Annotated in this window: 22 protein-coding genes; 6 read left to right on the top strand and 16 right to left on the bottom strand. The window is 41.0% G+C overall.

Features of this window, described 5'->3' with window-relative positions; genetic code table 11:
• The first annotated feature begins 185 nt into the window (after positions 1-185).
• The gene (locus tag PVK79_RS06585) at positions 186-497 is read left to right on the top strand and encodes a hypothetical protein (protein WP_220493532.1); all 312 of its coding nucleotides are present in this window, start codon (positions 186-188) and stop codon (positions 495-497) included.
• 112 nt (positions 498-609) lie between these two features.
• Here the strand turns inward: PVK79_RS06585 and lipA are convergent, their stop codons facing one another.
• From lipA to leuS, 13 genes are all read right to left on the bottom strand, one after another.
• Positions 610-1,575, bottom strand: a complete 966-nt coding sequence (gene lipA, locus PVK79_RS06590; protein WP_145240533.1) for a lipoyl synthase — start codon at positions 1,573-1,575, stop codon at positions 610-612.
• Positions 1,572-2,225 carry a lipoyl(octanoyl) transferase LipB gene (gene lipB / locus PVK79_RS06595; protein ID WP_145240535.1) on the bottom strand — a complete coding sequence of 218 codons (654 nt, stop codon included), beginning with the start codon at positions 2,223-2,225 and terminating at the stop codon, positions 1,572-1,574. The genes lipA and lipB overlap by 4 nt, the downstream gene beginning before the upstream one ends.
• 19 nt (positions 2,226-2,244) lie before the next feature.
• Positions 2,245-2,523 (bottom strand): DUF493 family protein YbeD, encoded by a 279-nt coding sequence (ybeD, locus tag PVK79_RS06600; RefSeq protein WP_145240537.1) that lies wholly within the window; start codon positions 2,521-2,523, stop codon positions 2,245-2,247.
• A 221-nt stretch (positions 2,524-2,744) separates the two neighbouring features.
• A complete protein-coding gene (locus tag PVK79_RS06605; RefSeq protein ID WP_145240539.1) occupies positions 2,745-3,905 on the bottom strand; it encodes a serine hydrolase in 1,161 nt (386 codons plus the stop codon).
• A 54-nt stretch (positions 3,906-3,959) separates the two neighbouring features.
• Positions 3,960-4,733: a septal ring lytic transglycosylase RlpA family protein gene (locus PVK79_RS06610; RefSeq protein WP_145240541.1), complete on the bottom strand. Its 774-nt coding sequence runs from the start codon at positions 4,731-4,733 to the stop codon at positions 3,960-3,962.
• Positions 4,733-5,839, bottom strand: coding sequence for a rod shape-determining protein RodA (rodA, locus tag PVK79_RS06615; RefSeq protein WP_145240543.1), 1,107 nt, complete (start codon positions 5,837-5,839; stop codon positions 4,733-4,735). Before rodA ends, PVK79_RS06610 begins: the two co-directional genes overlap by 1 nt.
• On the bottom strand, positions 5,836-7,704 hold the full coding sequence (mrdA, locus tag PVK79_RS06620; RefSeq protein ID WP_257325538.1) for a penicillin-binding protein 2: 1,869 nt from the start codon (positions 7,702-7,704) through the stop codon (positions 5,836-5,838). The genes rodA and mrdA overlap by 4 nt, the downstream gene beginning before the upstream one ends.
• Positions 7,705-7,713: 9 nt before the next feature.
• Positions 7,714-8,184, bottom strand: a complete 471-nt coding sequence (rlmH, locus tag PVK79_RS06625) for a 23S rRNA (pseudouridine(1915)-N(3))-methyltransferase RlmH (RefSeq protein ID WP_257325539.1) — start codon at positions 8,182-8,184, stop codon at positions 7,714-7,716.
• A 36-nt stretch (positions 8,185-8,220) separates the two neighbouring features.
• The gene (gene rsfS, locus PVK79_RS06630; protein ID WP_145240548.1) at positions 8,221-8,538 is read right to left on the bottom strand and encodes a ribosome silencing factor; all 318 of its coding nucleotides are present in this window, start codon (positions 8,536-8,538) and stop codon (positions 8,221-8,223) included.
• 53 nt (positions 8,539-8,591) lie between these two features.
• Entirely contained in the window at positions 8,592-9,227 is a 636-nt protein-coding gene (gene nadD / locus PVK79_RS06635) for a nicotinate-nucleotide adenylyltransferase (RefSeq protein ID WP_149980732.1), read from the bottom strand.
• A 16-nt stretch (positions 9,228-9,243) separates the two neighbouring features.
• A complete protein-coding gene (holA, locus tag PVK79_RS06640; protein ID WP_145240552.1) occupies positions 9,244-10,281 on the bottom strand; it encodes a DNA polymerase III subunit delta in 1,038 nt (345 codons plus the stop codon).
• A complete protein-coding gene (locus PVK79_RS06645) occupies positions 10,281-10,775 on the bottom strand; it encodes an LPS-assembly lipoprotein LptE (RefSeq protein ID WP_145240554.1) in 495 nt (164 codons plus the stop codon). Before PVK79_RS06645 ends, holA begins: the two co-directional genes overlap by 1 nt.
• Positions 10,776-10,777: 2 nt before the next feature.
• Positions 10,778-13,366: a leucine--tRNA ligase gene (gene leuS, locus PVK79_RS06650; protein ID WP_145240556.1), complete on the bottom strand. Its 2,589-nt coding sequence runs from the start codon at positions 13,364-13,366 to the stop codon at positions 10,778-10,780.
• A 175-nt stretch (positions 13,367-13,541) separates the two neighbouring features.
• Here leuS and PVK79_RS06655 point away from each other — a divergent pair, with 175 nt between their 5' ends.
• The 3 genes from PVK79_RS06655 to bamJ all read left to right on the top strand — a co-directional run bounded on the left by PVK79_RS06655 (position 13,542) and on the right by bamJ (position 16,969).
• A complete protein-coding gene (locus tag PVK79_RS06655) occupies positions 13,542-14,000 on the top strand; it encodes a zinc ribbon-containing protein (RefSeq protein ID WP_257325541.1) in 459 nt (152 codons plus the stop codon).
• 81 nt (positions 14,001-14,081) lie between these two features.
• Positions 14,082-16,490, top strand: coding sequence for a Lon protease family protein (locus tag PVK79_RS06660; protein ID WP_145240561.1), 2,409 nt, complete (start codon positions 14,082-14,084; stop codon positions 16,488-16,490).
• Positions 16,491-16,492: 2 nt separating this feature from the next.
• Positions 16,493-16,969, top strand: a complete 477-nt coding sequence (bamJ, locus tag PVK79_RS06665; protein WP_149980730.1) for a BamJ family beta-barrel-assembly machinery protein — start codon at positions 16,493-16,495, stop codon at positions 16,967-16,969.
• A gap of 45 nt (positions 16,970-17,014) precedes the next feature.
• Here bamJ and PVK79_RS06670 read toward each other — a convergent pair whose 3' ends face one another.
• Genes PVK79_RS06670 through PVK79_RS06680 form a run of 3 tightly spaced genes read right to left on the bottom strand, consistent with a single transcriptional unit; the run spans position 17,015 to position 20,159 of the window.
• Positions 17,015-18,454 carry a sugar porter family MFS transporter gene (locus tag PVK79_RS06670; RefSeq protein WP_220491345.1) on the bottom strand — a complete coding sequence of 480 codons (1,440 nt, stop codon included), beginning with the start codon at positions 18,452-18,454 and terminating at the stop codon, positions 17,015-17,017.
• Positions 18,455-18,484: 30 nt separating this feature from the next.
• Positions 18,485-19,594, bottom strand: coding sequence for a FecR family protein (locus tag PVK79_RS06675; protein ID WP_145240565.1), 1,110 nt, complete (start codon positions 19,592-19,594; stop codon positions 18,485-18,487).
• Positions 19,587-20,159, bottom strand: coding sequence for an RNA polymerase sigma factor (locus PVK79_RS06680; protein WP_257325543.1), 573 nt, complete (start codon positions 20,157-20,159; stop codon positions 19,587-19,589). The genes PVK79_RS06675 and PVK79_RS06680 overlap by 8 nt, the downstream gene beginning before the upstream one ends.
• A 516-nt stretch (positions 20,160-20,675) precedes the next feature.
• Here PVK79_RS06680 and PVK79_RS06685 point away from each other — a divergent pair.
• Both PVK79_RS06685 and PVK79_RS06690 read left to right on the top strand, forming a co-directional pair.
• Positions 20,676-23,966 carry a TonB-dependent receptor gene (locus tag PVK79_RS06685; RefSeq protein ID WP_257325544.1) on the top strand — a complete coding sequence of 1,097 codons (3,291 nt, stop codon included), beginning with the start codon at positions 20,676-20,678 and terminating at the stop codon, positions 23,964-23,966.
• 78 nt (positions 23,967-24,044) lie between these two features.
• Positions 24,045-25,601: a tryptophan halogenase family protein gene (locus tag PVK79_RS06690; RefSeq protein WP_145240572.1), complete on the top strand. Its 1,557-nt coding sequence runs from the start codon at positions 24,045-24,047 to the stop codon at positions 25,599-25,601.
• The last annotated feature ends 10 nt before the right edge of the window (positions 25,602-25,611 follow it).

Consider the following 25,611-nt stretch of genomic DNA (forward strand, 5'->3'; position numbering starts at 1 on the left):
TATCATCAGCGACTAACGGCACCAAGACTAAGCTAGAGGCTGACTGAGGAATAACCAATTCTGATTACCAAGTAGTTTATAGTCATTCAACTAAAGCACCAAATACTCGTACAATCAATGACTTTAAAGATATAAATACGCATGACTCTGGCTTTGAATCAGAGTTTAGTTTTAATGATAATTTGATGCTGGCACAAGTCGGCAACTTAACTATTTACGAGCGTGTTTATAAAGGAGCACAAATTGACTTAGGCTCAATTGATGCACAAGTCAGTGTAACACTATGGTACAGCGGTATTCCCTCGGCTGGTCAACAGCTAATCATCGCGCAGCCATCGTTTAAATATGAAGACTTCATGGCTAATTATACGCAAAAAGTAGTGCAACGAGCTTTGATTGCGTTCGATGGTATGAATAGTTTAAGTAGTTGGAACCTCACAGGGGGGCTGACTAAATCACAAGCCGTTTATCAATATAATCCTAGCTTTAGTAATTAAAGACATGCGAGATGAGTGTCGGTATCGATATAAATTGCACGTGATTAAGAAAACAAAAAGCCGTTAGTGATTTAATCCATTACTAACGGCTTTTTCAATTTTGTAAAAATGATTACTTCACTTCTTTACCCGCAGCTTGTTGATCAGCATGGTAGCTTGAACGAACAAATGGACCTGATGCGGCATGAGTAAAGCCAATTTCATCAGCGTACTCTTTAAGCGCGTCAAACTCTGCTGGTGGCACGTAGCGTTTTACAGGTAAGTGATGCTTTGATGGCTGTAGGTATTGGCCAACCGTTAGCATATCGACATTATGCGCGCGTAAATCACGCAGTACTTCTTCGATTTCGCTAATTTCTTCGCCAAGACCAACCATTAGACCTGATTTAGTTTTCACTTCAGGGTGTGCTTCTTTAAAGCGACGCAGTAATTCTAATGACCATTTGTAGTCAGCACCTGGGCGCGCAAGTTTATATAAACGCGGTGCAGTTTCAAGGTTATGATTGAATACATCTGGTGGCGTTTCTATTAAGATTTCAAGCGCTCGGTCCATGCGACCACGAAAATCAGGCACTAAAATTTCGATGGTGATTTTTGGGTTATACTTACGAATTTCACGAATACAATCAGCAAAATGTTGTGCGCCGCCATCACGTAAATCATCTCGATCCACTGAGGTGATCACTACATAGCTTAATTTCATATCGCGAATAGTAAGAGCCAACTTTTCAGGCTCTGCGGCGTCTGGTGTTAACGGACGGCCATGGGCAACATCACAAAATGGGCAACGACGAGTACAAATTGCGCCTAAAATCATAAAAGTTGCTGTACCGTGATTAAAGCATTCTGATAAGTTAGGGCAAGAGGCTTCTTCACACACTGAATGCAGTCCGTGCTTACGCATGGCTTGTTTAATGCCGTCGATCCGCTCGGTTGATTTAGGTAAGCGAATTTTTAGCCACTCTGGCTTGCGTAACATTTCGTTTTTTTCAGTGGGTAATACTTTTACTGGGATCAACGCCATTTTTTCAGCGTCGCGTAGTTTTACCCCTGGTTCCATCTTGACTGGTTTATTCATTCGTTTTCAAACCCTTCAGTATACTTAACCTGTGTCGCATTAAGTTTTTTAATCATATGTTTTACGAGACCAGCACCTGCTTGCGCAAGGTTTTCTGGGCCGTTCAAGTCGGTTGTTTGCACCATGTTCATACCGGCGTAACCACATGGGTTGATACGTAAAAACGGACTCATGTCCATGTTTACATTCAATGCTAGACCATGAAAAGAGCAGCCACGGCGAACACGAAGTCCTAATGATGCTATTTTGCTATCGTTAACATAAACCCCTGGGGCATCTGCTTTTGCGTAGGCTTTAATACCGTAATCATTGAGTGTATCGATAATACACTCTTCAAGCCATGTGACCAATTCTCGTACGCCAATTTTCAAGCGACGTAAGTTAAATAATACGTACATCATTTGCTGGCCCGGTCCGTGATAGGTTACTTGACCACCTCGGTCAACCTTGATCACTTCAATGTCGCCAGGGGCAAGTAGGTGTTCATCTTTACCTGCTTGGCCTTGCGTGAATACTGGCTCATGTTCAACGAGCCATATTTCATCCGCATCATGCTCAGTTCGAACATCAGTATAGTTTTGCATTTGTTGCCAAATTGGCATGTAACGCTGTTTACCAAGTTGACGGACGATTAAGGTATTTTCGCTCACAGCTTACTCCGCTTAGCGTTTAAAGCATGTGTCGTACGTCATCAATCGCACTTATCACGTTATAAATTTCTTCAATATGAGTGCCGCTGGTCACGGTAACGACTAAGCTAACTGACTCATAATTACCTTTGCTGCTAGGTTTAACTTTTGGCGCGTAATCGCCAGGGGCAATAGGTTGTAACTTAGTTAGAATTTGGTCAGTTAAGTTGACGTTTGCCAACCCCATTACTCTAAATGTAAAAGGGCAAGGGTATTCTAAATATTCATCAAATTTAGTATTTTTTACCGGTGTAGCCACGACGTTGACTCCTCATACTTATGTGCGTTTAGTACTATTTTACTAAACAATAAACCGATTAGATAACCTGTTCTCGACCTTTATAGCAATTGAATTAATCGCTTACGTAAGACAATTGGTATTCTGGTTATTTGCGGGTTAGATATGGGGCGCATTCTACCATCTTTAAAGCAAAAAAAAACGCCTTGCTTTGCAAGGCGCTTATATTATTTGGTAGCGTTTTACATTATTTGTAAACGTAGGTAATCATAAATTTTACTAAAGAAGCTACCTTCTTCAACTTCTTCAAGCGTTACCAGAGGATACTGAGCAATTACTTCGCCTTCAAGTTGTAAAGATAAAGTACCTACGGTAGAGCCTTTCGCTAATGGCGCCTCTAAAACTTTATCAAGTTTAAAGTCGGCTTTTAAATTTTTACGTTGGCCACGCGGAATAGTGATCGGCGTATCAACTAAAATGCCTAACGATACATTTTCTTTGTTACCCATCCAAATACGTTGCTCGGCAAAACTGTCGCCGGCTTTGTAAGGTGTGATTGTTTCAAAAAAACGAAAACCATAGTTAAGTAATTTTTTACTTTCTACTTTACGTGCACGTTCACTCGAAGTACCCATAACCACGGCGATTAAACGCATATCATCTTTAGTCGCTGAACTTACTAAGCTGTAACCGGCTTCCGATGTATGACCGGTTTTTATACCATCAACGTTTAAGCTTTCATCCCATAACAGTGAGTTACGGTTGTATTGCTTAATGCCGTTAAAAGTAAATGATTTTTGTGCGTAAACTGCATACTCGTCAGGCACATCACGAATAAGTGCTGCACCTAAGGTGGCCATATCTCGAGGGGTTGTGAAGTGTTCGTTGGTATCTAAGCCATGGCTGTTAATGAAGTGGCTGTTACTCATACCTAATTTCTCAGCATGGGCATTCATTAAGTCTGCAAATGCGCTTTCGCTACCGGCAATATGTTCTGCCATAGCCACACAGGCATCATTACCTGATTGAATAATTATACCGTGGTTTAAATCATCGACAGTGACCTGCTTACCGACTTCGATAAACATTTTTGATGATTCAGGAAAGTTTTTAGCCCACGCTTTTTCGCTCACTGTGACCATATCGGTTGGGGCAATGTTACCCGCTTTGATTTCGGTACCAATGACATAGCTGGTCATCATTTTAGTTAAACTGGCAGGTGCTAGGCGAGTATCAGGTTCACCTTCAGCTATAATTTTACCTGTAGTAAAATCAACAAGAAAATAACCTTTTGCATTAACTTGAGGTGGGGCTGGGATGATTTGGGCGGTCGCAGAAAAAACGGCAGCAGAGCAAACAACGCTACACACACCGCTAATAATTTTGGATTTAATAGATTTCATCATACTCATTAATGGTTAAAGTTAAAGATTCGCGTTTACCTCATTCTAAAGGTGTTATTCACTATAAAGCAAGAACGCGTTTTGAAATTGATCCTGTTTTAATTTTTCAAGTACTTGCTGAGCTTGCTCAGCATTTTTAATTGGCCCTAAACGCAGCCTATAAATAGCATCTTTTTCCACAATATTAGTGGGTAATTGATATTGCTGGCGTAGGGTGTACGCTAATGCTTCAATATTTTCTAAGGTACTGCCTGCAGCGACTTGAATATAACTCAAACGCGCAGTCGAATCGGGCATTGTGATAGCCTCAAGCTTAACCTTGGCTGTACCATGATGATAGTAACCAAGTTTATACGCTGCTGCATAGGATAAATCGATTAAGCGGTCATCATGAAATGGGCCACGATCATTTACACGGACAATCACAGACTTGCCATTACTGGTGTTGGTTACTTTTACAAAGCTTGGTAAGGGTAACGTTTTATGAGCGGCAGTCATCGCGAACATATCATATATTTCGCCATTTGAGGTGTGGTAACCATGAAATTTGCGCCCATACCATGAGGCGATACCTTCTTCGCTATAGCCAGTTTCATCCAGCATCGGAGTATAGTTTTTGCCATTAACGGTGTAAGCGCGGCCAGCACTGGCACTTTTGGTAACTTTAGTGACTATGGCATCTTGCATTTCTAATTCAGTTGGCGCGCGAAGTGGTGCAGAATCGTGGCGCATACTATACCGGTCACTGTGATTTATGCCTGAGGAACTACAAGCGCTTAAAACAATCATTAACCATGAACAACTGAACAACTTTAGACAGTAACGCATTACTTTAATAGCATCCTTTTATCAGTTGCGATAGACATAATAATGCCAAATCCAGCCATTAAGGTAACCATCGATGTACCGCCATAACTTATTAATGGCAATGGTACACCCACTACAGGCAGTAACCCTGATACCATGCCAATATTTACAAATACATAAACAAAAAAAGTCAGGGTCAGTGCACCTGCCAGTAATTTACCAAATGCATCTTGGGCATTAACCGCGATATATAAACCGCGACCAATGATGAATAGATACATGCATAATAAAACACATACACCAAAAAGACCAAACTCCTCACTAAGTACAGAGAAGATAAAATCAGTATGGCGTTCGGGTAAAAATTCTAATTGTGATTGGGTGCCTTGCAACCAACCTTTACCTTCAATACCACCGGAGCCAATTGCTATTTTTGATTGAATAATATGGTAACCAGAGCCAAGAGGATCGCTTTCTGGATTGAACAAAGTTAGTACCCGCTGTTTTTGATAGTCATGCATACCGTAATGCCAAAAAGGCCACGCAGCTAAAGCAACCAAAGCGCTCAAAAAGCCGATTAATCGCCAGCTTAGACCAGACAAAAATAATACAAATATCCCTGAACTGGCGATTAAGATAGATGTGCCTAAGTCGGGCTGCTCTTTGATCAGGAGTGTGGGAACCATAACAATGGTAAAACCAACAACTAAGTGTAGTGCTCTAGGCGGTAAATGATTACGGCCAATATACCAAGCCACCATCATAGGCACGGCTATTTTCATTAATTCAGCAGGTTGAAAACGGGTAATACCTAAATCTAACCAGCGCTGAGCGCCTTTGGAGCTGACGCCAAATAACAGCACCGCAACTAGCATCAGTAACCCAGCACAATATAAAGGAATAACTAAACGCTTTAAGGTCGCTGGTGAAAATTGCGCCAAAATAAGCATGCCTAAAATTGCGCCGCCCATCCTGGTAATATGGCGGATCATCATTGCCGGGTCTTGACCACTGGCGCTATAAACAACGGTTACACTGCCTGCCATCATTAATAGCAATGCCAGTAGTAGCGGCAAGTCAAGATGCATACGCACCCAGATTGAACGACCATCATGTAGAGTAGTCATGGTGTGTTATTCCTGGCAAGATTAACGGGATTTGCAGCAAAGTAGTAATCCATTAGTTGGCGAGCAATTTGCACACCGCCATGATTGTTTTCTAGAACAACAGAAACAACGATTCTGGGATCCTCATAAGGTGCAAAGCCTACATAGATAGTGTTATCACGTTGACGCTCTTTGAGGGATTTTGCATCGTAGCGTTCACCTTGAGCAATACTGACTATTTGTGCGGTGCCTGTTTTACCTGCTGAATCGTAATTTGTTCCTTTAAATGCTTTGTGAGCGGTACCAGAGGCTTTTTGTACTGTGTTATGCATAGCATCTAAAGCGATTTGCCAATGGTGAGGTTCTTTTAAAAAAATCGGGGGTTTTTCTTCATTATTGATTTGTGTAACTTCATCGTCTTTTTTCACAACTTGTACTAAGTGTGGTGGGTGGTTAATTCCACGGTTCACTAATATATTCATCGCGTTTGCGATTTGTAGGGGGGTTGCGGTCCAATAACCTTGGCCAATGCCAACTGAGATTGTATCGCCACGCCACCATGATTCTTTAAAACGGCCTTCTTTCCATTCTTTTGAGGGCAAAATAGCCGTGGTTTCTTCATGAATATCAATGCCGGTTAAATCACCGTAGCCAAACTGTGCCATAAAATCACTGATTTTTGTGATCCCTAATCGATAAGAGACATCATAAAAGTAGGTATCGCACGACTCTTCAATGGCTTTGTAAACATCAACATGACCATGGCCCCAACGTTTCCAATCTCGCCATTTATGATCAACATTCGGAATTTGAAAGAAGCCAGGATCCCACATTGACGTTTGCTCGGTAACGAGACCTTCTTCAAGAGCAAGAACTGCCATGTGAGGTTTTACCGTCGATGCTGGTGCATAACGTCCTTGTGTGGTTCTATTTATAAGAGGTCGGTCAGGGTTTAATAGGGCTTTATAGTTTTTACTGCTAATACCGTGAACAAATAAGTTCGGATCATAACTGGGATTAGAATACAGCGCTAACACGCCACCGTCTTTAGCGTCCATGACGACTACAGCGCCACGCATATCTTTAAGTGCATGTTGGGCAATCTGCTGCAAGCCAACATCAAGGGTGAGCACTAAATCATTACCTGGTTGCGGAGGAGTCATGCTTAAGGTACGAATGACACGACCACGATTATTGACTTCAACCCGCTGCGAGCCTACTTGGCCATGCAGCAGTTGTTCATAATATTTCTCAATACCGAGTTTACCAATATCATGGGTTGCACGGTAATTAGTACCTTGCTCTTGTGATTCGAGCTGAGCCAGTTCTTTTTTATTGAGTTTAGCGACGTAACCTAACGAATGAGTTAGGGTGTCTGCAAACGGGTAGTAGCGTGCCAAACGTGCTTCGATACTAAACCCAGGGAATTTATACTGATTAACTGAAAAACGCGCTACTTCTTGTTCGTTTAAACGTGCTTTTAATACTTGGCTCTTAAAGCGACGGTTATGCTTTATATCATCAAGAAAATCGTTTTTTTGTTGCTCTGAGATATCAATAAATTGTGTCAGTGCTGACAGTGATGCATCAAGATCGTCAACTTCTTCAGGAATGACTTCTAAATTATAAACCGGTTTATTTTCAGCAAGCAACACACCATTGCGGTCATAAATAAGGCCTCGGTTAGGAGCAATAGGAATAACTTTAATGCGATTGTCGTTAGAACGTGTTTGATAATCTTGGTGATCATCAACTTGAATGGTATATAAATTGGAAAGTAAAACCGCGACTAAAATAGTAACAAATACAAACCCCACAAAGGCGCGACGAGCAAATAGGTTAGCTTCTGCTGAGTGGTCTCTAATTGTGGGTCTGTGTTTGCGCATGAGTAAATGTTACTCGCGATGATACGGGTGGTTATTGTTTAAGCTCCAGCCTCTATATAGACTTTCAGCAACAATAATACGCACCAATGGATGTGGTAGGGTCAAATTTGATAATGACCATTTTTGCTCTGAGGCAGCAATACATTCTGGTGCTAAGCCTTCAGGGCCGCCAATTAGCAAACTTACATCGCGGCCATCCAGTTGCCACTTCTCCATGTCTTTTGCTAATTGGTGAGTATCAAGCGCTTTGCCTGTTACCTCAAGCGTAACAATACGATTGCCTTTAGGGATAGCGGCTAAGGTTTTTTCGCCTTCAATATGCAAAATACGTTTAATATCTGTATTTTTACCACGTTTACCTGCGGGAATTTCAATTAACTCCAGCGCCATATCTTTTGGAAAGCGGCGCTGATATTGTGCAAAACCCGTTTCTACCCACGCTGGCATTTTGGTGCCTACGGCAATCATCTGTATTTTCACGTGTTACATCCAAGCTCTAGTAAAATTAGTGAGCAATTAGCTCCATAGTTTTTCGAGGTCGTAATAGCTACGTGCTTGATCTTGCATTACGTGTACGATTACATCGCCTAAATCAACCAGTGCCCATTCACCATCGCTTTGGCCTTCATAACCTAGAGGCTCTTGACCTGCGTGACGAGCTTCTTTTGCTAAATGATCAGCAATTGACAATACATGACGTTTCGAAGTTCCAGAGCACACGACCATAAAATCGGTGATGTCTGAGCTTGCGCTTACATCAATATTAACCACATCACGTGCTTTCATATCGTCAATTTTGTCTATTGCAAAGGCGAGTAGTTGTTTCGTATCCAAGGTGTTATCTCATTTAAAAGTGAATAGCTGTTATTTTATCACGCAACTGGTATTTATTCATCACTTAGATAAAGTTGCTGTGATTGAATATACTGACTCACGCCAGTAGGAAGAAGTTCATTGTAATCTATGGCATTTTTAATCGCCTTGCGAATATCGCTTGAGGCAATAGCCATTTCTTCGCCAGCTAAAAAATATAATTTTCCACCAGCTTGCGTTGTAAGCTCTGCGCTATTACTACATTCTGCGGCTTGTTGGTATGCGAGTAACTCGCCATGGGCAGTGCATTTTAGGCCCGGGCGTTGAAATACCACAATATGACAAAGCTGAGTAATTGTTTGCCACTCAAACCATTTATCTAAGTTATTAAACGAATCCATGCCAATTAAAAATAATAATGGTTGATCTGGAAATTGTGTGCGGATCTCTTGCAGGCTTAATAATGAATATGACGGGCCACTGCGATTGAGTTCGCGTAAATCGAGTTGAAAATATGGGTAAGGTGCAATCGCTGCATTGAGCATTGCGATGCGATGCTGCGTACTTATCCCAGGTGCAGTCTTATGAGCTGGAATAGCACAAGGCATAAAGTATAAAGTCGCTAAATTAAAGTGTTTTACACAGTGCTTCGCCATATTTATATGGCCTAAGTGAACGGGGTCGAAGGTGCCACCAAACAGTGCAATCATTATAAACGCCTAATAATTAGTTAAGTGGGTGCGCAGGCAGTGGGATCACCAATGGCTGACAAAACACCAAACAAATATGTGCCAAAGCTTGATAAGGCTTGATTAAGTTACCTTGTTTATAGCTGGCATCAAATTGTGCGAGCAACTGGGTGATTTGCTCTAAAGTATGTATCGACAAACGATTAAGTGCTTGTTGAATCGGCCCTTGCTGATTTTTCCAGATGGCTTTTTGTTTAAATAGCGTTGCCAGTTGTTCACCTTGTTGTAAGCCTAATTGTAGGCTTAGTAAGGTATTTGCTTCTTTAGTAATGGTCCATAAGATACTCACAGCTTCAGTGTTATCGCCAGCGAGTTTATTTAATACTTTAATTGCTTGGCGACTATTACCTTGTAGCAGTGCATCACTTAAATCAAAAATATCAAACTTGGCTTGATTAAGTAGGCCTTGTAAAACCTGCTGTTGATCGATCATAGCAGTGCCATGCAATAACGACAGTTTTTCGAGCTCTTGAAAACACGCTAACAAATTACCTTCAGTAGCATCAATTAGGGTGCGTTTGGCATCTGCTTGCATATTGATTTTTAAGCGCTGGCACTGCTCATCAAGCCAACGGCTTAAATGATTGCCGGTCAGGGGGTAGCAGGGTACAAATACGCCCAGTTTATCTAACGACTTAAACCAAGCACTGCGCTGAATATCTTGACTGGCCTTGGCCCCTTTTACAATAAGTACCGTGTCGGGGTTATTTAGTGCTACGAGCTGTTTAAACGTTTGGCTACCAACAATACCTGGCTTTTGAAAATTAAGATCTAGCTCGATTAAAGTGCGAGCACTAAATAACGACATACTTTGATATTGCGCTATTAGCTCTTGCCAATCAAAACCGGGCATTAAGGTAAATTTAACAACCTCATCAAAACCTTGCTGTTTCGCAATCTGACGAATTTGTTGAGCGCATTGTGCTACTTGAAAGGGTTCTTCACCAAATACTAAATAAAAAGGCTGTAAGCCTTTTTTTAATTCATTGGGTAATTGATTCGCATAACAGCGCATTATAGTTGCGACAGCTCTCTAACAATACGACGACTAGCTTGCATGCGAATTTCATTCAGTAGCAACTCTAACTCTTTTGCTTTTGCTAAAGCGTTATCTGGGTCGTCTTGATAATTACGATAAAGCTCAAAACGTTGTTCAATTGCTTCTTTGCCTGGGCGCTTGAGTAAGTAGCGAACACTATAAGCTAACTCGTACTCGGCAACCTGACCATTTTTAAATAATGATAAGGTTTGGCGTTCAAGACGATCTTTATATAAATACAGCTGAGCGACGTTTTTCTTAGGCGTGTCGAGTAACTCAACTTTGCTCAATGTGAGTTCTTTGCCAAGCATCGCAAATAACGCTGATTTTTCATCATCACCGTTTAAAGTTAAGGTGGCCAAGTCATCAGGCAGACTTGAGGCTTTTTTAAGGTGAAAGCCGCAGCTAGATAACAAAAAACAGACTAGCGCTAAGGCTAGTCCGTTTTTAATGGCATGAATAGCAGCCATAATTAGTTAGCAACCACGTTAAGTAGTTTACCAGGTACGTAAATAACCTTACGGATTGTTACGCCATCTGTGAACTTAGATACGTTAGGTTCAGCAAATGCTAGTGCTTCTACTTGCTCTTTAGTAGCATCAGCTGGCACCGTTAATTTTGCGCGTAGTTTACCGTTAACTTGCACGATGATCAGTTTTTCATCTTCAACAAGGGCAGACTCATCAACCACGGGCCAAGACGCATCTAAAATATCGCCTTCTTTACCCAGTTCTTGCCACAATTGATGTGACAAATGCGGCGTAATTGGTGCAAGCATAATTAGCAGCGCTTCAAGCGCTTCGTTGGCAATCGCTACATCTTGTTTGTCAGCTAAAGGTGCTTTTAACAATTTGTTTGAGATTTCCATGATTGCCGCAATGGCAGTGTTGAATGTTTGACGACGTTCAACATCATCAGTCACTTTTGCAATTGCTTTGTGCAGCTCACGACGAAGCACTTTTTGCTCGTTATTTAATGCTGATTTGTCTAATGCTTGGAAACCAACAGTGTTTACATCAACCGCATATTTCCATACACGTTTAATGAAACGATGTGCCCCTTCAACACCTGAATCAGACCATTCAAGCGTTTGCTCTGGCGGTGCGGTAAACATCATAAATAAACGTACCGTATCAGCGCCGTATTGAGCGATAACTTGTTGCGGGTCGATACCGTTATTTTTTGATTTAGACATTTTGCTCATGCCTGATGAGAATACTGGCTCGCCGTCAACTTTATGCCATGCTTTAGTCACGCGGCCTTTGTCGTCTGTTTCAGTATTTACATCACTAGGGGAAATCCAAATGTCGCCACCTTTTTCATCTTTACGATAAAATGTTTCGGCAAGTACCATGCCTTGGCATAATAAGCGGTCAAATGGCTCATCTGAATTAACTAAGCCAAAATCACGTAATAATTTATGGAAAAAGCGCGAATACAATAAATGTAAAATAGCGTGCTCAATACCACCAATGTATTGGTTTACTGGTAACCAGTAGTTTGCCGCAGCTGGATCTAGCATACCTTTGTCATGGCGTGGACTACAGTAACGTGCGTAGTACCAAGATGATTCCATAAACGTATCAAAAGTGTCAGTTTCATGAAACGCAGGTGCGCCATTAACTGTGGTTTTAGCCCATTGTGGATCTGCTTTGATTGGCGATGTTACACCGTTCATTACCACGTCTTCTGGTAAGCGCACCGGCAGCATATCTTCAGTCGCAGCAAGTTCGTTACCGTTTTCATCGCTTAACATTGGGATTGGTGAACCCCAATAACGCTGACGGCTAACACCCCAATCACGTAAACGGAAGTTTACTTTACGCTCACCAACACCCAGTGCTTCAAGTTTGTCAGCAATAGCCTTAAATGCGCCATCAAAATCAAGGCCATCAAATTCAGCTGAATTTACCAGCACACCTTTTTCAGTGAATGCCGCTTCATTTAGGTTTACTTCAAGATCTGAACCTGCGACAGGTGCAATGACTTGTTTGATGTCTAAACCGTAAGCGGTAGCAAATTCAAAGTCCCGTTGGTCGTGCGCGGGTACGGCCATTACAGCACCTGAGCCATAATGCATTAATACAAAGTTGGCAACCCAAATTGGTACTTGCTCACCGGTAAGTGGGTGAGTAGCAAAAAAGCCCGTTGCGATGCCTTTTTTCTCCATCGTCGCCATATCAGCTTCAGCTACTTTGGTGTTTTTGCATTCATCAACAAAGCGTGCCACAGCGTCGCTATTTTTAGCTGCTTCTTGTGCGATAGGGTGTCCGCCTGCAACAGCAACATAAGTCACACCCATAAAGGTATCAGGGCGAGTGGTATAAACGCTGAATGTTTCGTTGTTATCGGTGCGTTTAAACTCAATATCTAACCCTTCAGAGCGACCAATCCAGTTGCGCTGCATGGTTTTAACTTGCTCTGGCCAATCTTCTAACTTGTCTAAGTCGTCAAGTAGCTCTTGCGCGTAGTCAGTGATTTTAATAAACCACTGTGGAATTTCTTTTTGTTCAACTACAGCACCTGAACGCCAACCGCGACCATCAATAACTTGCTCGTTAGCAAGTACTGTTTGGTCTACTGGATCCCAGTTTACCGTTGACATTTTTTTGTACACTAGGCCTTTTTCGTAAAGCTTAGTGAAGAACCACTGTTCCCATTTGTAATATTCTGGATGGCAAGTTGCGATCTCACGATCCCAGTCATAACCAAAACCTAATTGCTTAAGTTGGGTACGCATGTAATCGATGTTCTCGTAGGTCCATTTTGCTGGCGCAGTTTTATTTTTAATTGCCGCATTTTCAGCCGGTAGACCAAACGCGTCCCAACCCATAGGTTGCATTACGTTTTTGCCTTGCAAGCGTTGGAAACGAGAAACAACATCACCAATCGTGTAGTTACGCACATGACCCATGTGGAGTCGGCCGCTTGGGTAAGGGAACATAGAAAGGCAATAATACTTTTCTTTGCTCTCGTCTTCAGTGGCTTTAAATACTTGGTTTTCTTCCCAGTAGGCTTGGACTTTTGACTCTATGTCTTGCGGGTTATATTGCTCTTGCATCTACGGTTCCAGACTTCTTGCAAACTAATAAAAAATTGCCTTTAGGATACCCCAAAAAAAGCACTAATCACAGCGTCAAATCAGTGGATTTTATATGAAATTAGTTTTCAGGGCAGGTTAACCTATACTTGTGTAAGGTATAGGTTCGCTAAACACAGTTCTGAAGGAGTAAACAATGGCTGATTATAAGATGTGGTTAACAGATTTGAGCACATGGTTAAAAGACGTAAAAGATCATGAGCTAAAAGATGCGATGGATAAGTTTATTGAATCTGAACAAGCGCTAAAAGATTTAGGACAAGAAAAATTAACTTTATACAGTGAATATTTAAAGCGCGATATTGAGCACATCCAAGAGCACGATCAACACTATGGTTCCCTTGCATGGCAAGAGCTTAAAGAGTCTTTGTGGTTTGAACTTTCACATATCGAAGACAAAACTCAACTTGAGTGGCAAGCATTAAATCAAGATTTTAAGCACAATGGGGTATATCACCAAGGCGAATGGATAGCCATGGGCACATTAGTATGTAAGAATTGCCAATATAGTTATGATATTTACCACGCTACGCAAATTACAGCGTGTTCGCAATGTGATGGTATCTACTTTAGCCGCAAGGCACTACAACCTTAAATAGTTAGTGAACAGTGCCTTTTAGTGCACTGATGCCACCTTACAAAATCAACGAATATGTTGGTATAAAAAGAAGTTAGAATGACGAAGAAACTGCTGCCTTTATCTGTGTCGGCCCTTGCGCCGACAATTTCACTTAATCATGTACAAACGTGCATGAACAATCCATACCCTGAAACCTTGACTTTCATCGGTCAACAGCGGGCGCAAAGTGCGCTTGATTTCTCGTTAGGGATGGAATTACCTGGTTACAATGTGTATGTAATGGGGGAGGCCGCGCATGGTCGGTTTACCTTAGTCAAAGATAAACTTCAAGCACACAGCAAAGGCCGGCCAACACCAAATGAGTGGTTATACGTTAATAATTATGACGACCACCGCGAGCCTATCGCAATGTTTTTACAAGCAGGTCAAAGTAAACAGTTAGCTGATGATATTGACTCATTTATTGATGAAGTACTCGACACCTTTCCTGCAGCGTTTGATAACCCAGCGTACCAGCGTAAAAAGAAAAAAATCGACCGTGAATTTAACGACGCTTACGATAGCGCAATTACTGCTGTGGAAATTGCCGCGCTTGAGCAAAGTGTTGCCTTAATTGAAGAAAAAAGTGTGGTTGGATTTGCCCCGCTGATTGATGGCAAACAACTAAGCGATGCTGAATTTGCTGAGCTTGATGATGAATTGCGTGAACAATTTTATGAAGTAATTGAAAAACTCGAAGATGCACTAATTGAGGCACTGATTGAGTTGCCTCGTTGGAAACGTGAATCATCTGAAAAACTCCGTAATTTAAAAAAATCCACCGCAGAGCTGGCTACTAAGCCATTACTAAAAGATCTTGAACATAAATATGCTGCGCACATTGGAGTATTACGCTATCTAAAAGACATCCGCGTGGAAATTATTGATGCGGTACTTGAGTGGCTCGATGATGAAGATGTTAGCGACGAAAACAAAGAAGATTTTGACCGTAAAGGGATGCTTACCGACTTTTTTGCACCTAATATTTTAGTTGAATTTAAAGAAGGTGATGCTGCCCCTGTGGTGTATGAGCCAAATCCTACCTTTGGTAATATTTTTGGCAAAATTGAATATGCTACTTCACAAGGCTCATTGATCACCAGTTATCGATCGATTCAGCCGGGGGCACTGCATCGCGCTAACGGTGGTTATTTGATTATGGACGCTGAAAAAGTGATGGCTAATCCACAAGTGTGGGATGGTTTAAAGCTGTCATTAAAAACTCATCAAATCAAAAATGATTTACCGTATCAAGATAGTGCTGTTGGCAGTAGCTTTACCTTGCGTCCACAGTTGATCCCGCTTGATGTAAAAATTATTTTACTCGGCTCGCGTGAGTTGTATTACACCATCGGTGAATATGACGAAGAGTTTGCTGAGCTGTTTAGAGTGTTAGCCGATTTTGATTATTACCTGCCAAGCAGTGATAAATTACAGTATCAATTTATCACTAAAGTGATTGAGTACTGTGAGCAGACGCTAAAGTGTAGTCTAACTGAGTCAGCGATGGCACGATTACTGAAATTTAGCTACCGCCAAGCAGAACATCACAATAAGCTTTCAGCTCGTTTTGCTGATGTGTTAGAGCTAGTGGCAGAAGCCAGCTTTTATACCAAGCAAGATAACTTAACTTTAATTGATGCCCATCATATTGATGAAGCGATTGAAGGCAAGCAATATCGTACTGGGCAAATTAGCGAAAATATGCTCAGCGATATCAAAGAAGGGCATACCTTAATTGCCACCGACGGTCATGCTGTAGGTAAAGTAAACGGTTTAACAGTATTACACATTGGCGATACTTCTTTTGGTACTCCGGCACGGATCACCGCCACGGTTTACGCTGGTGCGGATGGGGTAATTGACGTTGAGCGCGAAGCTGAGCTGGGTAAAGCCATTCACTCCAAAGGTGTCATGCTACTGACTGGCTATTTAGGTAATAAATATGCGCAGCAATTTAGTTTAACGCTCAGTGCTAATATCGCCATTGAACAAAGTTATGGCTACATTGATGGCGACAGTGCGTCATTAGCTGAGTTGTGTGCGCTTATTTCTGCAATTACTAGCTTACCTATTAGCCAGTCAATTGCACTGACTGGTTCAATTAACCAGCACGGTGACGTGCAAGCCATTGGCGGTGTAAACGAAAAAATTGAAGGGTTTTTTAAGCTTTGCAAAATGCGTGGTTTAACGTCTGCGCAAGGAGTAATAATTCCTAAATCAAATCAAGTAAACTTAGTGCTTGATGACGAGATCCTCAATGCAGTAGAGCTTGGCAAGTTTCATATTTATGCAGTTGAAACGGTTGACCAAGCGCTTAATTTACTGATGGATATTGCAGCAGGCGAGTTGAGCGACGGGCAATATCCTGAAAACTCAGTTAACGGCATTGCCTTAGCCCGTTTAAGTGAAATTGCAGATATCGTTAATGGCGATAACGACGAAAAAGAACACGAGAAAGAATAATCATGATCAACATTATTTTGGCGATTATCATCGCCATTTTATGCTTTTTGATTTTTCAAAATAGCAAAAAAGTAAAGCAACAAGCGGTCGCTAATGCGCAAATCGAAGCCGACTTTTTAGTGGCAAACAGCAAGGTTGAAGGGGTTATTGAGACCGCATCTGGTCTGCAATATAAAGTTGTTAGCAGCAGTGGTAGTGAGGCAAGACCAAGCCCAACTAGCATGGTGAATGTGCATTATCACGGTACTTTGCTAGATGGCAGTGTATTTGACAGTTCTGTTGAGCGTAATAGCCCAATCAGTTTTGGTTTAAATCAGGTAATAAAAGGCTGGACTGAAGGCTTGCAACTGATGAGTGAAGGCGATAAATACACCTTTTATATCCCTCATCAATTAGCTTACGGTGAAAAACGTGTTGGCAGTATTCCTCCAGCCTCTTTACTTATATTTGAAGTTGAATTACTTAAAGTAGAGTCTTAGTTGAAAAAATGGCGAAATAAATACATTCGCCATTTTAAACAACTTTTACATGGCTTCTAGCTTGATACCACGTGTTTCTTTTATATATTTAACAATAAAAAATACGCTAATAAAGGCCGAAATAGCATAAAACCCATAGGCACCAGCTAAACCAATACTACCGAGCATAATCGGGAAGGTCATGGTAATTGTAAAGTTGGCAAGCCATTGCGCACTTGCTGCAACAGCTAAAGCAGCCCCTCGAATACGATTATTGAACATTTCGCCTAATAGTACCCATACAACAGGTCCCCAGCTTAAGCCAAAAAATACCACAAAGAGATTAGCCATGATAAGTGCAAACGTGCCCATACTGTCAGTTAATGCAAGTTTACCTGCCGCATCGAGGCCTGCGCTACCAAAGGTATAAGTTAATGCACTTAAACTAATAAACATACCAATACTACCTACTAGTAATAATGGTTTTCTGCCTACTTTATCGATAAGCGCAATTGCTATAAAAGTAGATAAAATATTGGTAGTACCCGCTAATACATTGATGAATAAAGATTGTGATTCATCAAAACCCGCTGCTTGCCAAAGCTCAGAGCCGTAATAAAAGACCACATTAATGCCTACAAATTGCTGAAAAACAGACAAAGCGATACCAACCCATACAATTGGGTGTATTTTCTTTTTACCGTCAATAAATAAGTCACGAATACTTGGTTTTTTATCGCCATGAAGTGACTGCTTAACATCGTTTATTTGTGATTGGGCATCATCATTAGATATTTTTTTAAATACAGCTTTGGCTTTTTCTAATTGGCCTTGGGCAACTAAATAACGCGGCGACTCTGGTATAAATAATACTCCCAACAGAAATAATCCTGCAGGTACAAGTTCTGCCCAAAACATCCAGCGCCAAGCCGCCAGCTCAAGAATAAAAATACCTTCAGCGCCGTTTGCCGCCGAAGCGATCAGGTAGTTACTTAAAAAAGCAGCAAATAAGCCAAGTACAATCGCTAATTGTTGCAGTGTTGCTAATCGTCCACGCAAAGCCGCAGGTGCGACTTCAGCAATGTAAGCGGGTGCCAATACAGATGCAGCGCCAATACCGAGACCACCAAATAGACGATAAAAAATAAATTCAGCGGAGCTGTCTGCAATGCCTGAACCAAACGCGCTAATGGCAAATATTACTGCAGTGATGATCATAATTGAGCGGCGGCCAAATTTATCAGCAAGCGGGCCCGCAATCAGCGCACCAAGAGCACAACCCAGTAAAACCGACGCAACATTAAACCCTGTTGCGACGCTGCTTGAGTTAAATGTTTTGCCAAGCGCCGACACAGTTCCGTTGATAACCCCGGAGTCAAAGCCAAATAAAAAGCCACCAATTGCTGCAACGCCAGATATAAATATAACGTAAAGTAGAGAATCGGTGTTTGTTGATAAAGAGTGATTCGGGCTATTAATCTTGCCCGACGATAAAGGTGTTGTCATGGTGATATACCTGGTTATTGTTGTAACGAATTATATAGTAGTGTGAGGCGACGCATATTTTAACATGATTTTATCGGGGCTGACTCTTTCATAACTAATATTAAAGTTATTATTAAGCACTTCGAGTAGACCTTTAACGTCGCCAGTTTTGAACATGCCTGCAACGTGTACTTGCTTCAAACGTTCGTCATCAGCAAGCTCAAAGTTAATATTGGTATAGCGGCTAATTTCGGTCATTGCGTCGCTAAGTGATTCGCCTCTGAAAATGATACTCCCTTGACGCCAAGATAAGTTTGCTGCCACATCAATCGCGTCAATTTTTTCAACTTTTTTGGTAATTTCACCCTTAAAGTCTAAATTGAGTTTCTCACCCTTTGATACCGGCGTGGAATGCAGCGATACATCTTTTGCAACTCTAGAAGTGCCATTATTTGAGAGGTTAGGTACAGCGGTTGTATACTGCTGAGCAACTAATACTTTTCCATCGGTAACAATAAGTTCTATTTGTTTATTGTTTACCTCTACATTAAACGCAGTTCCAACGGCTTGGATTATTTTATTACCAGTGACGACACTCAAAGGCCGTGAGGTATCATGTGCGACATCAATATGGATCTCACCACGAAGAAGATTGATTACTCGGGCTGATGGAGTGTATTTAATATGGACAAAACTATTTGTATTGAGTGTTATTTTACTTTGGTCAGGCAAAATAATATCTTTACTTTCTCCAATCGCAGTTTGAAAGTTTAATTGTTTTGCTACTACCGCAGATTTATTCGCTTGGTTAAACAGCGAAAAATTAAATGTTTCTTGAAAAAAGCTAAGCGCAACAGCCAATAAAATGGATGCTGCTATTGCGCCTAACCACACAGGGAGTTTTTGTTGTTGTTTTGATGCTTGTGGAAATAAGTCTGATAAACGACTTAACTCACTCATTTTATCCCACAATTGTGCAACTTCTAGCAGAACCTCAACATTTTTGTAAGAATCTCCAAGCCAAGCTTTAAGTGCTTCTTTTTCATCGCTGCTAAGGTTTCGGTCAAGTTTGGCTAGCCACTCACTCGCTTGATCTAAGCGTTCATCTTCAACTTGATTACTATCTTGGGAAGATTGATGGATCTGATGAATGTTACTCATATTTGCCTCCTGCACTGAGGTTTGCTGAAGGGGCTGGCTCATTATAGGTGCTTTTATTTGATTGACGCATAAACAGCGTACATCTTTTCATGCCTGTTGCAATATGCTTTTCCACGGTACTTTCACTAAGCTCCAATTGTGCAGCTATTTCACGTTGCGAATAGCCATACACTTTTTTTAATACAAATACTTTTCGACACTGTATCGGAAGCAATCTTACGGCTTCACAAAAATTCGAAAATTCATTATCGGTAAGTGTGCTCTCATACATCTCATCTTTGTATTGTTCACACAGAAGTTGCTCAAGCGCTTCCATATTATCAATACCGTCGACCAAGCGTATCTTGGCCTGTTTTTGATAATCTAATGCTAAATTACGCGCAGTTTTATAGATAAATGACTTGGGAGAGTTAATATTGTCGCTGTTTTCAATTTTGCATATGCGCACATACGTTTCTTGCACAATATCTTCAATTTCATGAGGTGGCACAATTTTAGCCACAACTCGTGAAATGCTTTTTCTTGAGACTAAATAAGCCTTGTGAAGTAGTGTGTCTTTCGTCATTAACGTTTTCTCATCGGATTTAGCTCTGCTGTTATTATTTTTATGCCAATACTTAGTAAGACGATTGAGATAAAAAAATCCACTAGGCAAAAACTATTTAATCGCATTTTTTTAATATAACGTTACCCATTGCCCTTTACCGGTCCATTTCTCGTTTTGCTTAAAGCTTGTAATTATAGTGTTAATTGTACTACAGTTTTTAGCAATCAAGAGTTCGGGTCTAGGCGCTAAGCTACTTAGCATCGTATGGTGCTTCTTTGGTTGTTAAAAAAACAGCGTAAAAATTATCTTAATTTACATCACTAAGTACTTAGATATTTACACCCAAATAGATACTTTAAATACGATTTAAACTTTTTAATTACTTGTTCTAATTGACGATATGCAGCAATTTTAGAAATGGGTTTAGCGGATAAAAACAGCAATTACTTTGCAAGCGAAACATTATTCAAAATTGAATATTTCGCCGTTGTATTTTAGTAATAATAAAAACAAAAAGGCTTAGCAATTTTCAGTATGACTAGTCAAAAATATATATTATTTGTAAATAATCGAAAATATTTATGGGGGAAAATAAAAACTCACTCGTCTTTGTTTTGTGTATGGCGAAAAACCATGCACATGAAATATCAAACATCTCAGCTTCATTTTTGTGTACTGGTTTTGGTTTTTACTTTGTTTAATACAGAGGCTCAAGCAAATACCAAAAATGGCAAGATTATGTTTGATATTCCAAGACAAAGGGCTGATCTATCGCTGATTAATTTTGCAGAGCAAGCTGATATTACCTTGTTGTTTCCGTTGGATAAAATCCAACAGTTGCAGACTAATAATATTACTGGTGAGTATTCAATAATAACTGCATTAAATAGTTTACTTGCAGGGACAGGCTTGCAATCACATGTCAGCGAAGATGGGCAAATATCTATTTCGATAGATCCACGCTTCGAGAGAAATGACAACATGACTAATTATAAAAAAAACGGGGTGGCGAGTGCCGTACTCGCAGTGCTTAGTAGCGTTACACTACCTGCAGTAGCCGATACCGCAGAACAAGGACCTGAAATAATTGAAGTAAGAGGAATAAGAGGATCACTTGGACGCGCAATGGATGCTAAACGTGAAGCGGGTGGAGTCGTCGATTCTATTTCAGCAGAAGATATTGGTAAATTCCCAGATACTAACTTAGCTGAGTCATTGCAACGTATCACCGGTGTTTCGATTGACCGTTCCGGCGGGGAAGGGCAATTAATCACGGTACGGGGATTCGGCCCGCAATTTAATACCGTGTTAGTCAATGGCCGCCAAATGGCATCTGAAAACCAAAGCCGAGCATTTAGTTTTGATACTATCGCGTCGGAGCTGGTAAAGAGTTTAGATGTATTTAAAACATCAACCGCAACAAAGCAGTCAGGCGGTATAGGCTCAACAATCAATGTAAATACCGCTCGTCCATTTGCTATTAATGGCTTTAAAGTAGCCGGCAGCATAAAAGGTATTTATGACGACAATAGTGAAGAAACAACGCCAGAGGTATCAGGATTAATTAGTAATACATTTAATGACGATACCCTAGGTTTGTTATTCGCTGTTTCACGTCAAGAACGTAGAACCCGGTTAAATCAAGCACAAGTAGATGGCTGGTTAGAAAATGTTGGCGTGCCTAAGCCGCAAACACAAAGCGGACAAGCTTATACTGGCAATATTTTTTCTCCCCGTAATTATGATCATAAAGTAACCACAGAGACGCGCACTCGCACCAATGCTAATTTAGTTATTCAATATGCCCCGTCTGATGATGTAGTGATTACTGGCGATGCACTGTATTCTGATTTTGATGTTGAAGCCGATACAACGTCTTATGGACACTGGTTTACTGCACCCAATTTAGAAGGGTTTGGTAATGCTGATGGACCAACTGTTGACGAAAATGGCACGGTGATTGATCTTTATCAAGAAGTCGGGCTTGCAACGGATATGCACGCTAAAAAATTCGATCGTTTAACAAACTCCAGTGCGCTTGGGCTTAATTTACAATGGCACGTAAACGATAATTTAAAAATGAATTTTGATTTAAGCCATTCAAAGGCTGAGCGTGAAGCAAATAATGGCCGAGGTGATCAGTTATCTTTGATTGGTTATGCAAACCGTGTGCGCTTTCAAGTTGATCAAGGGATCTTACCTTATGCGAGTGAGTTTGCATCGGCTGATGACAGTATTTACAGTGGTCAACAGGAGCTAGATGGCAGCGCATATAACCCGGCAATTAGCCCTGATGGGGTCTCAAATCATTTAGATCCGGCAAATAGCCGAGCTCATGTTATGTTGCGTCGTGGCTGGGCGGTCGAAGATACCGTTGATCAATTTCGTTGGGATAGTACATGGTACAACGATGGTTATACGGGTCTTGTAGCCGTAAAATTTGGCGCAATGTATTCATCCGAAACTAAAAGTCTTGAACGTTGGGATAATGAAGGTGTAGGTATACATTGTACTTTCTGTGGTTACCCAGATATGCCTAGTATGGACGGACTCGCACAGTTTGTATTTGATGCCGGCGATGACTTTTTAGATAACGTCAGTGGCAGTGGTCGTATGCCAACATCTTGGCTTGCACATGATGGTGAAGCAAACTTTGCTTATCTTGAGCAATATGCCGCTGCAAATGGGCAGCCAATTAGCTTTGATGCAGTAAAGCGTAATAAGTCATTTGAAATAACAGAAGACACAATTGCTTTGTATAGCGAATTTGATTTTGAATCAGAGCTTGCGGGTATGCCCTTGTTTGCCTCAGCTGGGTTTAGGTATGAAACGACTGATGTTGAAGTGAACGGAAGCGATGAACCAGTTAACTCATTGTCAATTTTAGATAAAACAGAAATGTTAGCTAATTATGGCAATGTTCAATCTATTTCAGCTAATTCTGACTATGAAGCCATTTTACCTAATTTTAGTCTTAAGCTCGAAATCAATGATGACTTAATTGCCCGTGCTGCGGTATCACAAACAATCACTCGGCCGACGCTCGATAGTATGTCACCGGTAACAGTGATAGAAACAACGCGGCAAGGTGGCAATTTAACATCCAGCTCTGGTAATCCAGCGTTAGCTCCTTTTACTTCTGATAACTTAGATCTATCTCTTGAATGGTACTACGGCAATGCAAGTTATGTATCGGCAGGTTATTTTAGAAAAAATGTTGCTAATTTTATTATCAATACCACTGAAGACTTAACCTTTGAACTGCCCGGTGGCGGTCTACTTACTGATCCTTCCACAGGTAATGATGTTGATAGTCCAGATCCAGCAGACACCACGGCGGTGTTTACCAATACCATACCAAATAACAGTGAATCAGCAATTGTTGATGGGTGGGAGGTTGCTCTACAGCATACTTTCGACAGTGGCTTTGGTTTTATGGTTAATGCCACTATTGTAGATAGTAACAAAGAGTTAGATGCTGCAGATATTACTCAAGTGTTTGCTCTTACAGGCTTAAGTGATTCATATAATGTGGTAGGTTTTTATGAAAATGATTCTTTTCAAGCTCGCTTAGCTTACAACTGGCGAGACAGCTTTGTGCAATCGTTAAGTCAACTTAATGGTGATGGTGTAACTATTGTAGAAGACTATGCACAGCTTGATGCGAACATTAGTTATGATTTAACAGAACACGTCACAGTCTTTATTGAAGGCATTAATCTAACTCAAGAGTATGTTCACAAACGAAGTCGTTTTGCTAATCAAATGCTACAAATTGAAGACAGCGGTCGACGTTTCATGTTCGGTATTCGCGGTAATTTCTAGGTATTAATCGGGTAAATAAAGTGACTTTTATGTATTGATTAAAAGTCACTTTTAATTGTAATCCACGCGAGTATTAAAATGAAACAACAAGAAAAAAGCATAAACACAGTGATTGTCGTGGGTGGTGGTATTGCGGGTTGGTTAACTGCGGGGCGATTGGCTGCAGAGCATAAGAGTAATACGGACGTTGGCGTCAAGGTCACGTTAGTCGAATCGCCAAACGTACCAATTATTGGCGTTGGTGAAGGTACTTGGCCAACAATGCGCAGCACTTTAATCGCTTTGGGTATTAGTGAAACCGACTTTATCCGTGAGTGTGACGCTAGTTTTAAACAAGGTGCTAAGTTTGCACAATGGGTGGATGGTGGCGAAGATGATTATTATTATCACCCATTGGTTTTACCGCAAGGATTCACTAAAACAGATATGGCAGGATATTGGTTAAACGATGGCGAGCAATCATCATCGTTTTCTAATGCGGTATGTTTTCAAGAAGCACTTTGCGAGCAAGGTCTTGCGCCAAAGACGATCAGAACGCCTGAATATGGCGCTGTCGCCAATTACGCTTATCATCTAGATTCAGCTAAATTTGCAGTGTTTTTACAAAAACACTGCATCGAAAATTTAGGTGTAACCCATATTTTAGCTGATGTTACTAAAGTTAACAGCATCGAAAATGGTGATATAGGTAGTCTAACAACAAAGCAGGCCGGAAATATAAGTGGCGATTTATTTGTTGATTGCAGTGGTTTTTCATCGTTATTGCTCGGAGGTCATTATCAAGTGCCGTTCAAATCCTATCGTGATGTTTTATTCATAGATACGGCTTTAGCAGTACAGGTACCCTATGAAAATGACAGTAGCCCAATCGCTTCACATACCATCTCGACGGCGCAAGAAGCAGGTTGGATCTGGGACATAGGTTTACAACATCGCCGTGGTGTTGGTTATGTGTATTCGAGCAAACACAGTACTGAATCGCAAGCAAGGGCAAGACTTGCCGACTATATAGGCGATAAGATTGATTCACTGACAATCAGAAAAATTCCGATAGAAAGTGGCCATCGCAGTCACTTTTGGCAAAATAATTGTGTTGCTGTTGGATTGTCTGCTGGCTTTTTAGAGCCACTTGAAGCGTCTGCTCTTGTGTTAGTTGAGATGTCAGCGCAAATGATTAGCGAGCAATTGCCACCGACTCGCGAGGTAATGGACATTACAGCGAAACGCTTTAACGATACATTTCTCTACCGCTGGGGGAAAATAATCGACTTTTTAAAGCTGCACTATATTTTGAGTAAGCGCACCGATAATGCGTTTTGGATAGATAATCGCGATCCACAAACGATCCCACAAAGCTTGCAAGATTTAATGCAACTTTGGCAATATCGCGCTCCTGCTGATTATGATTTTGCGAGTAATAATGAAGTGTTTCCTGCTGCAAGCTATCAGTATGTCTTGTATGGAATGGGCTTTAAAAGTGATTACAGCAACTCACCTCACTTATTAAATGATAAAACATTTGCACAGAGTCAATTTGCTAAAAATAAACATATGATTCAGCAAGCAGTTTCAACATTACCTAGTAACAGAGAGTTACTTGATAAAATTAAGCTGCATGGGCTTAGTGCAATTTAATTGTGCTGTG

The organism is Pseudoalteromonas rhizosphaerae, assembly GCF_028885455.1.
Lineage (GTDB): Bacteria > Pseudomonadota > Gammaproteobacteria > Enterobacterales > Alteromonadaceae > Pseudoalteromonas > Pseudoalteromonas rhizosphaerae.

What these genes read in the sequence shown, in the direction of transcription:
- PVK79_RS06645 (WP_145240554.1), bottom strand. Translation starts at nt 10,775, where the DNA reads ATGGCTGCTATTCATGCCATTAAAAACGGACTAGCCTTAGCGCTAGTC.
- PVK79_RS06585 (WP_220493532.1), top strand. Translation starts at nt 186, where the DNA reads ATGCTGGCACAAGTCGGCAACTTAACTATTTACGAGCGTGTTTATAAA.
- PVK79_RS06605 (WP_145240539.1), bottom strand. Translation starts at nt 3,905, where the DNA reads ATGAAATCTATTAAATCCAAAATTATTAGCGGTGTGTGTAGCGTTGTT.
- PVK79_RS06680 (WP_257325543.1), bottom strand. Translation starts at nt 20,159, where the DNA reads ATGACGAAAGACACACTACTTCACAAGGCTTATTTAGTCTCAAGAAAA.
- PVK79_RS06675 (WP_145240565.1), bottom strand. Translation starts at nt 19,594, where the DNA reads ATGAGTAACATTCATCAGATCCATCAATCTTCCCAAGATAGTAATCAA.
- lipA (WP_145240533.1), bottom strand. Translation starts at nt 1,575, where the DNA reads ATGAATAAACCAGTCAAGATGGAACCAGGGGTAAAACTACGCGACGCT.
- leuS (WP_145240556.1), bottom strand. Translation starts at nt 13,366, where the DNA reads ATGCAAGAGCAATATAACCCGCAAGACATAGAGTCAAAAGTCCAAGCC.
- rodA (WP_145240543.1), bottom strand. Translation starts at nt 5,839, where the DNA reads ATGACTACTCTACATGATGGTCGTTCAATCTGGGTGCGTATGCATCTT.
- PVK79_RS06670 (WP_220491345.1), bottom strand. Translation starts at nt 18,454, where the DNA reads ATGACAACACCTTTATCGTCGGGCAAGATTAATAGCCCGAATCACTCT.
- holA (WP_145240552.1), bottom strand. Translation starts at nt 10,281, where the DNA reads ATGCGCTGTTATGCGAATCAATTACCCAATGAATTAAAAAAAGGCTTA.
- PVK79_RS06660 (WP_145240561.1), top strand. Translation starts at nt 14,082, where the DNA reads ATGACGAAGAAACTGCTGCCTTTATCTGTGTCGGCCCTTGCGCCGACA.
- nadD (WP_149980732.1), bottom strand. Translation starts at nt 9,227, where the DNA reads ATGATTGCACTGTTTGGTGGCACCTTCGACCCCGTTCACTTAGGCCAT.
- bamJ (WP_149980730.1), top strand. Translation starts at nt 16,493, where the DNA reads ATGATCAACATTATTTTGGCGATTATCATCGCCATTTTATGCTTTTTG.
- PVK79_RS06690 (WP_145240572.1), top strand. Translation starts at nt 24,045, where the DNA reads ATGAAACAACAAGAAAAAAGCATAAACACAGTGATTGTCGTGGGTGGT.
- mrdA (WP_257325538.1), bottom strand. Translation starts at nt 7,704, where the DNA reads ATGCGCAAACACAGACCCACAATTAGAGACCACTCAGCAGAAGCTAAC.
- PVK79_RS06610 (WP_145240541.1), bottom strand. Translation starts at nt 4,733, where the DNA reads ATGCGTTACTGTCTAAAGTTGTTCAGTTGTTCATGGTTAATGATTGTT.
- PVK79_RS06655 (WP_257325541.1), top strand. Translation starts at nt 13,542, where the DNA reads ATGGCTGATTATAAGATGTGGTTAACAGATTTGAGCACATGGTTAAAA.
- PVK79_RS06685 (WP_257325544.1), top strand. Translation starts at nt 20,676, where the DNA reads ATGACTAGTCAAAAATATATATTATTTGTAAATAATCGAAAATATTTA.